Origin of the sequence: Hyphomicrobium sp. (genome assembly GCF_020852195.1) — a bacterium.
GTDB lineage: Bacteria > Pseudomonadota > Alphaproteobacteria > Rhizobiales > Hyphomicrobiaceae > Hyphomicrobium_C.
In genome coordinates, this window is the sequence record NZ_JADZBI010000118.1 from 1 (window position 1) to 11,362 (window position 11,362).

10 protein-coding genes are annotated in these 11,362 nt (G+C 66.0%); 6 read left to right on the top strand and 4 right to left on the bottom strand.

Annotated features, from left to right (window positions below):
• Nucleotides 1-981: chaperonin GroEL (gene groEL, locus IT540_RS09305; RefSeq protein ID WP_291176221.1), on the top strand; the 981-nt coding region annotated here is incomplete at its 5' end.
• A 146-nt stretch (nucleotides 982-1,127) separates the two neighbouring features.
• Nucleotides 1,128-1,310, top strand: a complete 183-nt coding sequence (locus IT540_RS09310; RefSeq protein WP_291176224.1) for a hypothetical protein — start codon at nucleotides 1,128-1,130, stop codon at nucleotides 1,308-1,310.
• A gap of 139 nt (nucleotides 1,311-1,449) precedes the next feature.
• Here IT540_RS09310 and IT540_RS09315 read toward each other — a convergent pair whose 3' ends face one another.
• The 3 genes from IT540_RS09315 to IT540_RS09325 are packed head-to-tail and all read right to left on the bottom strand — an operon-like array spanning nucleotide 1,450 to nucleotide 3,692.
• On the bottom strand, nucleotides 1,450-2,721 hold the full coding sequence (locus tag IT540_RS09315) for a CCA tRNA nucleotidyltransferase (RefSeq protein ID WP_291176226.1): 1,272 nt from the start codon (nucleotides 2,719-2,721) through the stop codon (nucleotides 1,450-1,452).
• Nucleotides 2,722-2,727: 6 nt separating this feature from the next.
• Entirely contained in the window at nucleotides 2,728-3,033 is a 306-nt protein-coding gene (locus IT540_RS09320; protein ID WP_291176229.1) for a DUF6111 family protein, read from the bottom strand.
• Complete coding sequence (locus IT540_RS09325) at nucleotides 3,030-3,692, bottom strand: CoA pyrophosphatase (RefSeq protein WP_291176231.1); 663 nt, start codon at nucleotides 3,690-3,692, stop codon at nucleotides 3,030-3,032. The genes IT540_RS09320 and IT540_RS09325 overlap by 4 nt, the downstream gene beginning before the upstream one ends.
• A gap of 155 nt (nucleotides 3,693-3,847) precedes the next feature.
• On the opposite strand from IT540_RS09325, the gene IT540_RS09330 reads away from it, so the two are divergent.
• The 3 genes from IT540_RS09330 to IT540_RS09340 all read left to right on the top strand — a co-directional run bounded on the left by IT540_RS09330 (nucleotide 3,848) and on the right by IT540_RS09340 (nucleotide 8,324).
• A complete protein-coding gene (locus IT540_RS09330; protein WP_291176233.1) occupies nucleotides 3,848-5,092 on the top strand; it encodes a hypothetical protein in 1,245 nt (414 codons plus the stop codon).
• Nucleotides 5,093-5,477: 385 nt separating this feature from the next.
• Nucleotides 5,478-6,269 (top strand): carbonic anhydrase, encoded by a 792-nt coding sequence (locus tag IT540_RS09335; RefSeq protein WP_291176235.1) that lies wholly within the window; start codon nucleotides 5,478-5,480, stop codon nucleotides 6,267-6,269.
• Nucleotides 6,270-6,293: 24 nt separating this feature from the next.
• Nucleotides 6,294-8,324 (top strand): methyl-accepting chemotaxis protein, encoded by a 2,031-nt coding sequence (locus IT540_RS09340; RefSeq protein WP_291176237.1) that lies wholly within the window; start codon nucleotides 6,294-6,296, stop codon nucleotides 8,322-8,324.
• Nucleotides 8,325-8,446: 122 nt separating this feature from the next.
• On the opposite strand, the gene hemF is transcribed toward IT540_RS09340, so the two are convergent.
• Nucleotides 8,447-9,358, bottom strand: coding sequence for an oxygen-dependent coproporphyrinogen oxidase (hemF, locus tag IT540_RS09345; protein WP_291176239.1), 912 nt, complete (start codon nucleotides 9,356-9,358; stop codon nucleotides 8,447-8,449).
• Nucleotides 9,359-9,523: 165 nt separating this feature from the next.
• Between hemF and IT540_RS09350 the strand changes: the two genes are divergently transcribed.
• On the top strand, nucleotides 9,524-11,362 hold a 1,839-nt coding region (locus tag IT540_RS09350; RefSeq protein WP_291176242.1), incomplete at its 3' end, for an ABC transporter ATP-binding protein.

Sequence of the window (11,362 nt, forward strand, 5' to 3'; positions counted from 1 at the left end):
ATCCACGAGAAGAAGCTGTCGTCCTTGCAGGCCATGCTGCCGATCCTCGAGGCGGTGGTGCAGACCGGCAAGCCGCTGTTGATCGTGGCCGAGGACATCGAGGGCGAGGCGCTGGCCACCTTGGTGGTCAACAAGCTGCGCGGTGGCCTCAAGGTTGCCGCCGTCAAGGCACCGGGCTTCGGCGACCGCCGCAAGGCCATGCTCGAGGATATCGCCATCCTGACCGGCGGCACCGTGATCTCCGAGGACCTCGGCATCAAGCTCGAGACGGTGACCCTCGACATGCTGGGCACCGCCAAGCGCGTGTCGATCGACAAGGAGAACACCACCATTGTCGACGGCTCGGGCAAGAAGGCCGACATCGAGGCTCGCGTGAAGCAGATCAAGGCGCAGATCGAGGAGACGACCTCGGACTACGACCGCGAGAAGCTGCAGGAGCGGCTGGCGAAGCTCGCCGGCGGCGTGGCCGTGATCAAGGTTGGCGGCGCCACTGAGGTCGAGGTCAAGGAGCGCAAGGACCGCGTCGACGCCGCGCGGCACGCGACCCGCGCGGCCGTCGAGGAAGGCGTTGTTCCGGGCGGTGGCGTGGCGCTGCTGCGCGCCGCCAAGGCCCTCGAGTCGATCAAGGTCGAGAACGACGACCAGAAGGTCGGCATCTCGATCGTGCGCAAGGCGCTGCAGTCGCCGGCCCGCCAGATCTTCCAGAACGCGGGCGAGGACGGCTCGGTCGTCGCTGGCAAGATCCTCGAGAACGCCAAGTACGCCTACGGCTTCAATGCCCAGACCGGCGTCTACGGCGACCTGCTCGCCGAGGGCGTCATCGATCCGACCAAGGTCGTGCGCTGCGCGCTGCAGGATGCGGCCTCCGTGGCCGGCCTCCTGATCACGACCGAGGCCATGGTTGCCGACAAGCCGAAGAAGGTCGCCCCGGCCCTGCCGGGCGCCGGCGGCATGGGTGGCATGGGCGGCATGGACTTCTAAGTCCGTCGCCCTCGATGGAACGAGACGAGGCCGGAGCGCTCACCGCTCCGGCCTTTTCCTTTTGCGCCCCTTGCCATCCGGCGCACCGGCCCCACATGCCCAGACGGGGGCCATCGAAACCCGAAACGAGCCAAGGAGATCACGCCATGCTCGCTATGGAGATCGAAGAGCACGCTCGCAAGCTGATGGAGGTGCAGGGGCCAAAAGCCATCGCCGAGGCGGCCCAGAAGGCGCGCAGCCTCGAGGAGCAGGGCGCCAAGGAGGAAGCCACCACCTGGCGCAGGATCGAGGCCGCCATGATCCGCCTCCAGGGTCCCCGCGCCAAGTAGGCATTTCTCTCCAGTCGAAACGAGTGGGCGACCTTTTTACGTCATGGCCCGGTCAAGCCAGGCCATGACGTAAGGCTGCAAACACGGGCTCGGCCGGCAACACAGCGAGCACATGCGCTCGCTGCCGGTCGTCCGTGCCCTATTTTCTTTTCCGGTTCGCTTTGACGAAATCGGAGAGCGCCTGCGCGAGCTGTGCCTCGTCCTTCGGAAAGTCCTCGGCGATCCACCAGTCCTCGAACGCCCGCAAGACGCGTCCGACGGCCGGCCCCTCGGCAAGGCCGGCTTTGAGGAGATCGGCACCGCGCACGGGAAGCTCGGGTACCGGCCACCGGGCCGGCAGCAGGAAGCGGTCGCGCCAGTGGGAATCGTCCGCCTCAGCAGTGCTTCCCGCCCAGGCCAGCAGAACGCCGTCGCGAAACGCCTCCACGCCGAAGCGGTAGAGGAACGCGCGCGCCTCGCTTTCCTCTGTCTCGGGATCGAAGGCCGGATCGGGAAGCACGAGCCGCGCCAGCCGCTCGCTTTCCGCGTTCGCGAGCCGTAGCCGCGCCCCGAGCGCCGTGAGGTGCCGGCCGCCGCCCGAGAGCGCCGCGAGCCGCATGAGCGGATCCGCATCGCGCCCGAGCGCGGCCTCGATATCGGCGAGCCGGCCGAGGAGAATGACGTCGCCCCTGGTCCCGATCAGCGCCTCGACGAGCCCGGCGTCCGCCATGATGGCCACGATCTCGACCGCGCGCGGTGTCGCGAGCAGGCGCAGGAGCTCGGCGCGGATGCGCTCCGCCGAAAGTTGAGCGAGACCGGAGGCGAGCGCGACCGAGGCCGCGATCCCCTCCGCGTCCGGAGGGCCTTCCGCGTAGGCGGCGGTGAAGCGGAAGAAGCGCAGGATGCGCAGGTAGTCCTCGCGGATGCGCTCGCGCGCGTCGCCGATGAAACGCACGCGCCGAGCCAGGAGATCCGCGTATCCGCCGACGGGATCGTGCACCGTGCCCCCCGCATCGCAGTAGAGCGCATTGAGCGTGAAATCGCGCCGCGCCGCGTCCTCCGCCCAGTCGGTGGTGAACGTCACGCGCGCCTGCCGGCCGAAGGTCTCGATGTCGCGCCGGAGCGTCGTCACCTCGATCGGCTGGTGATGGGCGATGACCGTAACCGTGCCGTGCGCGAGCCCGGTCGGCACCGCCCCGAGCCCGGCCTCCGCCGCAAGCCGGATCACGTCCTGCGGCGGCGCCGTCGTCGCCACGTCGACATCTTTCACCGGCTGCCCGAGGAGCGCGTTGCGCACGGCGCCGCCGACGATGCACGCCTCGAAGCCGCCGCGCGCGATGGCGTCGAGCACGGCTCGCGTGGTTGCGCTTTCGAGCCAGGGAGCGCCGGCAAGGTTGGGCAGCCGCTGATCACGGTCCTCGCGCGTCATCATGCGGGCCTATTCGATGTGGCTGGGTTGGATCTTCCCGTCTTTCAGGATCGAAGGCTGGTAGTGCTGGCCGGGCTTGCCGCCCGACGAGGTGCCGAAGGCGATCAGCGTGACGATGACGAGCAGGGCTCCGCTCGCGAACAGCCAGAGCAGCGGGGCGTCGTCGAGAACGTGCGCCATCCACGACGCGTCGGCTTCCTCTTGGGTCTCGCCCTCCTGCGTCTCCTTCCGCGAGCGCTGGAACAGCACCCACGCCACGTAGAGAGCGGTCGGCAGCAGGAACAGCAGCAGGTTCTCGATAACCGTTCGGATCATGGAGCAAAGAGCCTTTGGTGCATGTTACGAAGAATACCGGCCGTGGCGCCCCAGATGAAGCGGTCGCCGAAGGGAATGGCGTAGAAACGCCGCTCCTTGCCGCCGATCATCCGTGTATGGAGCTGATAGTTGCCCGGATCCATCAGAAACGGCAAAGGCACTTCGAAAGTATCGGCAACCTCGTTGTGGTCGAGCGTGAGCGTGAAGTCCGGCTCGACGAGCGCGATGGCGGGCGTGATGTGGAAGCCCGTGCCCGTGAGATAACGGTCGAGCATGCCGAGCGGTGTGACGAGCGACGGATCGAGGCCGATCTCCTCACGCGCCTCCCTAAGGGCTGTTGCCAAGGGATCGACATCGTAGGGCTCCGTTTTCCCGCCTGGAAAGGCGATTTGCCCGGCGTGCGCTGCGAGATGATTGGTGCGTTGCGTAAGGAGCAGCGTGACGGTCGGCCGGGCGATGGCGGGAATGAGCACGGCCGCCGGACGGGCCGCCGCGAGGGTATCGGGATGGAGCGCGGTTGCAGCCCGCTCGGGATCGAGGTCGAAATCGCTGGTGCTCGCCGGGGTGCCCTGCAGGGGACGCGACAGCGCAAGCGCGGCGCGCTCCCGAAAGCCGGAGGGGCTGAACACGTGTTCGTCGGCCGTGGGCAAAGGAAGCATGCAGCTTCCTAAGCCAGATGCGGGCGATTTGGAATGGTCCACGCATGCGCTGCGGGAATTCGCAGAGGTAAAGCGCGCTTCGAACCGCGTGGCCCCAGGAAACGCCCCATTCTGCTGTCAGGAAGCCGTGAACGCGAATCGAAGGATGCCCTTGCATGACAGCCGCCCCGACAAAAGCCGTGACGACGCTGCGCAGCGCCATGATGGGGCTCGCGCTCTTTGGCCTTCTCCTCGCTGTCGTGCCGGAGGGTGCCGCAGCGGCCCCGCGGGGCGCGGAAAAGTTCGCGCGCTCGCTGAGCCCGGCCGAGCGCAAGCTGTTCGAGGAATACCTGTCGGCCCAGGCCACGCACGACTTCAAGAGCGACGCCTACTGGCGCGAGGTCTCCGACAAGAAGGCTCTGCGGCGCGGCAAGCGGAGCAAGGGCGAGGTCGTAACGGCCAAGGACTATGTTCGGACCTTCCCGCCGAAGTACGACGGCCCCGAGTTGACGGCCGGGCTGGCCAAGCGCTGGGCGGCGTATCAGGCGCAGGATTCCAAGCCGAAGGACAAGCCGCCGCCGCGTCCCTTGCCGGGCCTGCCCGAGTTCCTCGAGGCCGCCGAGGTGGAGTATGGCTTCCGCCCCGAGCGCATCCCCGAGCGCGAGTTCAAGCTGCGCTACGCGCGCGAGGCCGTCTCGCTTGGCCTCACCGGCGAGCAGGTTGTGCGCGTCTACGCGCTGGAGACGAGCGGCCTCGGTACCGCCGACATGGTCTCCGGCATCCACCCCATCAAGAAGACCGGCAAGCCGATCTCCTCGGCGATCGGCTACGCACAGCTTCTCACCGCCAACACCACCGACGAGCTCGCCAGGCACGGACCCCGGTTCCTGGCACGCCTGAAAGCCATGGCCTCCGACCGCGGCCTTGCACCGGAGCGGCGCCGGGCGCTCGCCAACAAGCACGAGAAGCTGTCGACGATGATCAAGGCCGCCCGCTCGATCCCGCACAAATGGGACCGCCATGTCGCCTTCGCGCGCACGCGCCGCGGCATGGGCATCCACGCCATAAACATCGACGGCGACATCGGTCCCTGGCTGCAGGCAGTGAAGCTGCATGGGCTCAAGGAGATGGCAGACAAGGCGGGGATCGGCCAGCTCACCGGCGCCGAGATCGAGCTGATGAACCTGGCTGGCCCCGGCACCGGCCTCGAGATGATGCGGCCGGCGGCCCGCAACGCGGCGACGACGAACTTCTTCGCGCGCGACGCCTATTTCCGTAACACCATCGTGCGCGACAAGACGAGCGCGGAGCTGCTTGTCGCGCTCGACAAGCGCATGGACCAGAACATCACCAATCCCGGCGCCATCGAGTTCGCCGAAGCCTTCCGCGAGGTCTCGCGCGAGATCGCCTCCGGTCGCTGAGTGCATATCGCTTGGCATGCATGCGACTTAAGTCTGTAGGCAAAATAGGCGGGCTTGGAATTATCGCGATTGAAGTCGGAGGAAATTGCTTAAATTCCGAAATCAAAAATAGAAATATTTCCTGAGGTGGATCAGCTACTACCGATAGATGGGCCACTGAGATTCGGAATCTACGGTAGAGTTTCTGCCAGAAACTGGCATGTCATGTTGCGGACACGTCGTTTTTCGCGGCCGGATAAGAGTCAATTGATGAATTGGCGTGCAGATGCGATCGGCAACACGAGCATCGCCTTTTAGATCGCATTTACTTTGTCGCACATAACGTCATTTCGCGCGAAGCACACGGAAAATCCGTGGTGTCTATTTATCGCGGGGGAAATGACGAATGCCGATCGAAAGGCGCGTATTTCTAAGATACGCAACGCTGGGCTGCGCGTGCTGCCTCGCGGAAAAATTCACCGCCGCCGCTGCGGGCGAGCATGGCGATGGCCACGCCACGCCGCATTGGTCCTACGAGGGAGAAACGGGGCCTGAGCGCTGGGGCGAGCTGACGCCCGAATTCAAGGTCTGCCAGCTCGGGCTTGAGCAGACGCCGATCGATCTTACGTCGGCGATGAAAGGCGAGGCGGACGGCAGCATTGCCTTCGACTACTGCCGGCGTCCCCTGCGTCTGCTCAACAACGGCCATACCATCCAGGCAAACGTGGATTCCGGGTGCGCGTGCACCATCGGCGGCACACGATACGATCTCGTCCAGTTCCACTTCCACCATCCGAGCGAGCATCTGCTCGACGGCAAGGCGTTCGAGATGGAGGTTCACTTCGTGCACAGGTCGGCGGCGGGCGCGCTGGCCGTCGTTGGCGTCTTCATTCGGTCCGGCGCCTACAACCATGACCTCCAGCCGCTCTTCGGCCAGATGCCGAAGAGCGAAGGCACCGAGGTCGCGGCGGCGGGGGCGTGCGATCCGGTCGCCTTGCTGCCGGCGGCGCGCAGCTATTTCCGCTATGCGGGCTCGCTCACCACCCCGCCGTGCTCGGAGGGTCTGACGTGGACGGTTTTCCGCGATCCGATCGAAGCCTCGCCCGAGCAGATCCGCCAGTTCGCAGCCATTTTTCCCAACAATGCACGTCCCGTACAGCCGAAAAACCGGCGGTTTCTCATCGAGACCAGCTCATAAGCGAGATTCAAAAGGAAATAAGCCATGAACTACGTCGCGGCAGTCTTCAACAATATGAAAGTCAATACCAAGATCGCGGTCGGTTTTGCGGCCGTGCTCGTGATCATGGTGCTCATCAGCGCTTCCGGCTACCGGGGCATTGCGCATGTCGGCCATGATTTCGAGCTCTACGCGCAGCGCGTTTCCGTCGTCGACGCGGTAAGCGATATCGACCGCGAGTTCCTGCAGTACCGCCGCCTGGTCCGCGAAATGGAGGCGAACCAGGATCACGCACGCACCGCGGCACTTGCCGCCGAGGAGGAGAAGCGCGTCAAGGCCGCCATCGAGCATGGCATGCAGAAGATTCAGAATCCTGAGCGCCATGCCAAGGTCGAGGAGATCAAGGAGAAGTTCGAGCAGTACGCGGAGCTCGCCCACAAGGCCGAGGATCTGCGCAAGGAGAAGGACCGCATCGGCCACGCGATCCTCGATGCCGACGGGGCGAGGCTCAAGGCGGATCTCGAGGCGCTGCAGAAAAGGGCAGCCGCGGACGGCGACAGCAACACGCTCATCCTGGCCGGCGAGGCGCTGAAGGAGGTCATGCAGATCCGGCTCAGCGTCAACATGATGCTCGGCCGCCATGACCCCAACGCCAAGGCGACCGCGGACCATGCCTTCGCGGACGTCGATCGGATCCTGGGCTCGCTCGACAAGATGATCACCTCGCCGGCATCACGCAAGGATTACGATGAGGTGAAGCATCTGATCGCCGAGTACCGCGAGGGCTTCGAGAAAGCCGCCGCCATCGACCGTGACCTCGCCCGTATCATGGGCACCGACCTCCCTGCGCTGGCCGAGATCGTGGCGGAGGACACGAAGAGCATCCGGGAAACGGCCACGGCCGACGAGCGCGAGCTCGAGCACGACGCCAAGGCGTTCATCCATTCCACCGAGATGATGATGCTCTGGTCCGGAATCTGCGGCACCTTGCTCGGCGTCGTCCTGTCGTGGCTCATCGGCCGCGGCATCTCGAACCCGATCCGCGCCATCGCCGGCGTTCTGCTCGAGCTTGCCAACGGCAACAAGGCCGTCGAGGTGCCCTATGCCGACCGCGGCGACGAGGTGGGCGAGAACGCCCGCGCCGCCCAGGTGTTCAAGGAGAACCTGCTGCGCATCGAGCGCATGGAGGCGGAGCAGAAGGAAGCCGACCGTCGCGCCGCCGAGCAGCGCAAGGCCGAGATGCGCCGCCTGGCGGACGAGTTCCAGAAGTCCGTCGGCAGCATCGTCGACACGGTCTCGGCGGCGTCGAGCCAGCTCGAGAGCGCAGCCGCGTCGCTGACGAAGACGGCGGAAACCACGCAGCAGCTCTCTGGCACGGTTGCGGCAGCCTCCGAGCAGACCTCGACCAACGTGCAGGGAGTCGCCGCGGCCTCCGAGCAGTTGTCATCGACCGTGACCGAGATCAGCCGGCAGGTGCAGGAGAGCAGCGTCATCGCCGGCCAGGCCGTGACCCAGGCCTCGAAGACCAACGACCGCGTGGCCGAGCTCTCGCAGTCCGCGGACCGGATCGGTGACGTGGTGGGGCTGATCAGCACCATCGCCGGCCAGACGAACCTCCTGGCGTTGAACGCCACCATCGAGGCAGCCCGCGCCGGCGATGCCGGCAAGGGCTTCGCGGTCGTGGCCCAGGAGGTGAAGGCACTTGCGGCCCAGACGGCCAAAGCGACCAACGAGATCGGCTCTCAGATCGCGGGCATGCAGTCCGCGACCAGCGAGGCCGTGAACGCCATCAAGGAGATCACGGACACGATCAACAGGATGTCCGAGATCTCGGGTGCCATTGCCGCCGCGGTCGAGCAGCAGGGCGCCACCACTCAGGAGATCAGCCGCAACGTGATGGAGGCGGCCAAGGGAACCTCCGAGGTTGCTTCCTCCATCACCGATGTCAGCAGGGGTGCGTCCGAGACCGGCTCGGCGTCGACCCAGGTTCTCTCCTCCGCACAGCAGCTCTCGACGGAGAGCGCATCGCTGCGCGGCGAGGTCGAGCGCTTCCTTTCCACGGTAAGGGCGGCGTGACGATCGCCCGCCGCCCCTCCCCCTTTGCGGGGGAGGCGAGGAGGGGGGATTCCAGAACTGCAGGTGTCGGGCTTCCCCCCACCCGTAACCCCTCCCCCTTGTGGGGAGGGGAATAGAAGACTCTAGGGCCACTTCACGACGGGCGGCAGCGAGGAGAGGATGCTGTCCACGTTGCCCCCGGTCTTGAGGCCGAACACCGTGCCACGGTCGTAGAGCAGGTTGTACTCTACGTAGCGTCCGCGCCGGACGAGCTGCTCCTCGCGGTCCTCCTCCGTCCACGGCAGCGTGTAGTTGCCGCGCACGAGCATGGGATAGACGCGCCGGAACGCGCCCCCCACGTCCTGCGTGAACGCGAACGCGGCGTCCCACCCGCCCTGCTCGTCGCTGGGCGTGAGATAGTCGTAGAAGATGCCGCCGATGCCGCGTGGCTCCTTGCGGTGCGGCAGATAGAAGTAGTCGTCGCACCATTTGCGCAGCTTTGCATAGTCGGCCACGGCCTCGTGCGCCGCGCAGGCGCCGTACATGGCCGCATGGAAGGCGAGGCTGTCCGCATCGTCCTCTTTGCGCCGCCGGTCGAGCACCGGCGTCAGGTCGGCGCCGCCGCCGAACCACCACTTGCTCGTCACCACCATGCGCGTGTTCATGTGCACGGCCGGCACGTTCGGGTTCTGCGGGTGCGCGATGAGCGAGATTCCCGACGCCCAGAAACGTGGGTCCTCGTCGGTGCCCGGGATCTGCTTCCGGAACTCGGGCGAGAACTCGCCGAACACGGTCGAGGTATGCACCCCCACCTTCTCGAACACGCGCCCTTTCAAGATGCTCATCTTGCCGCCGCCGCCCGGCGCGCCGGTGTGATCGGTGCGCGACCAGGGCGTCTGCACGAACCGGCCGGGCTCGGCCTCGCCGAGTTGGGCAGTCGGCGGAAGGTCGACCTCGAGCGTCTCGAAGCTGGCGCAGATTTCGTCGCGCAGTTCCTGAAACCAGGCCTCGGCAGCGGATTTCCTGGCCTCGATGTCGCTTGCCGTGCCGGTCATGGTTGCCTTTTCCTCGCGCCTTGCCCATCTGTTGGTTTCCGGGCCATCGTTTGGGCACGATGGCGCGATAGCGCATAGCCCGATCCACGGGAAACGAGAAGGGGTTTGCGTCGGCAGGCGGCCGCGGGCTCGCGACGCACGGAGATCGCAACAGAAAAGAGCCTGATGTTCCGCTGGTTTGAATCCCGCATCGACCCGTTTGCGCCCGCCGCCCCAGGCCGTCCGCCGGAAAATATAGCTGCCTTCTACTGGCACTACATCCAGCCGGTGTGGCGCCCGTTTGCCGTGCTGCTCGCAGTCGGTCTGGTCGGTTCGCTGATCGAGGTCATGCTGATGGCCTTCGTCGGCAATCTCGTCGACATGATGCGGGCGGCCAGCTCGCCGCGGGCGTTCTTCGACGAGAACGCGGCGACGCTGCTGTTCATGGCCTTCGTGGCGCTCGTCGCGCGGCCCGCCGTCTCCACGGTTCACGACCTGATCAAGAACCAGATGATCACGCCGTCGGTGACGACGCGGATCCGCTGGCAGACGCACACGTATGTGCTGCGCCAGTCGCTCGCCTTCTTTCAGAACGATTTTGCGGGACGCATCTCGACGCGCATCATGCATACCGGCATGTCGCTGCGCGATTCCGTCGTGCAGGGCGTCGACGCCATCTGGTACATGGCCGTGCACGTGATCGGCGCGCTGGTGATTTTCTGGGAGGCGGATGCGCGCCTCGTGGTTCCCCTGCTGTCTTGGGTCGGCCTCTATGCGCTCGTCCTGAGGATATTCGTGCCGCGCATCCAGCGGCTCTCGACGCAGGCGTCCGAAGCGCGGTCATGGCTCACGGGCCGCGTGGTCGACAGCTTCACCAACATCCTGACGGTCAAGCTCTTCGCCCATGCCGAGCGCGAGGAGGCCTACGCCAAAGAGGCGATGGAGGTGCATCTCCAGCGGCAACGGGCGGCCAACCGCAATCTCACTGTCATGGAGTTCGTGCTCTACACGCTGAACGGCGCGCTGCTGGTGTCGGTTGCCGGGCTCGCGCTCTGGCTTTGGAGCTACGACGCTGTAACCATGGGCGCCATCACGGTCGCCATGACGCTGGTCATCCGCATCATCGCCATGTCGGGCTGGATCCTGTTCACGGTCGCCGGCATCTTCGAGAACATCGGCGTCGTGCACGAAGGCATGCAGACCATCGCGCGCGACTATGAGGTCGTGGATCACCCGGGCGCGCGTCGGCTCGTGGTGCCAAGGGGCGAGATCCGCTTCGACAACGTCCGCTTCCACTACGGCAAGGTGAAGAGCGTCCTTGAGGAGGTGTCGCTGACCATCAGGCCGGGCGAGAAGGTCGGCATTGTCGGCCGCTCCGGCGCCGGCAAGTCGACGCTGGTCAACCTCCTCCTGCGCTTCTACGATGTTGAAGCCGGCCGCATCCTGATCGACGGCCAGGATATTTCCGAGGTCACGCAGGAGAGCTTGCGGGCCAACATCGGCCTCGTGACGCAGGACACGTCCCTGCTGCATCGCTCGGTCATGGACAACATCCTCTACGGCCGCCCCGAGGCGGGGCTGGCCGAGGCCACGGCCGCGGCCAAGCGTGCGCACGCGCATGAGTTCATTCTCGGGCTCGAGGACCTGAACAACCGCCACGGCTATGACGCCCACGTGGGCGAGCGCGGCGTCAAGTTGTCGGGCGGCCAGCGCCAGCGCATCGCCATCGCGCGCGTGCTCCTGAAGAATGCGCCGATCCTCGTGCTCGACGAGGCGACGAGCGCGCTCGACAGCGAGGTGGAGGCCGCCATTCAGGAAAGCCTGTCCGAGTTGATGGCGGGCAAAACGGTGATCGCCATCGCGCACCGCCTCTCGACCATCGCCGCCATGGATCGCCTGATCGTCATGGACGGCGGCCGCATCGTGGTGCAGGGCAGCCACACCGAGCTCTTGCGCAAGGGCAGACTCTACGCCAGCCTCTGGGCGCGCCATTCCGGCGGCTTCCTCACCGAGGACGCCGCGGAA

Excerpts from the sequence above, each read along its gene's own strand:
- IT540_RS09310 (WP_291176224.1), top strand. The coding sequence starts at position 1,128 with ATGCTCGCTATGGAGATCGAAGAGCACGCTCGCAAGCTGATGGAGGTG.
- IT540_RS09315 (WP_291176226.1), bottom strand. The coding sequence starts at position 2,721 with ATGATGACGCGCGAGGACCGTGATCAGCGGCTGCCCAACCTTGCCGGC.
- IT540_RS09320 (WP_291176229.1), bottom strand. The coding sequence starts at position 3,033 with ATGATCCGAACGGTTATCGAGAACCTGCTGCTGTTCCTGCTGCCGACC.
- IT540_RS09325 (WP_291176231.1), bottom strand. The coding sequence starts at position 3,692 with ATGCTTCCTTTGCCCACGGCCGACGAACACGTGTTCAGCCCCTCCGGC.
- IT540_RS09330 (WP_291176233.1), top strand. The coding sequence starts at position 3,848 with ATGACAGCCGCCCCGACAAAAGCCGTGACGACGCTGCGCAGCGCCATG.
- IT540_RS09335 (WP_291176235.1), top strand. The coding sequence starts at position 5,478 with ATGCCGATCGAAAGGCGCGTATTTCTAAGATACGCAACGCTGGGCTGC.
- IT540_RS09340 (WP_291176237.1), top strand. The coding sequence starts at position 6,294 with ATGAACTACGTCGCGGCAGTCTTCAACAATATGAAAGTCAATACCAAG.
- hemF (WP_291176239.1), bottom strand. The coding sequence starts at position 9,358 with ATGACCGGCACGGCAAGCGACATCGAGGCCAGGAAATCCGCTGCCGAG.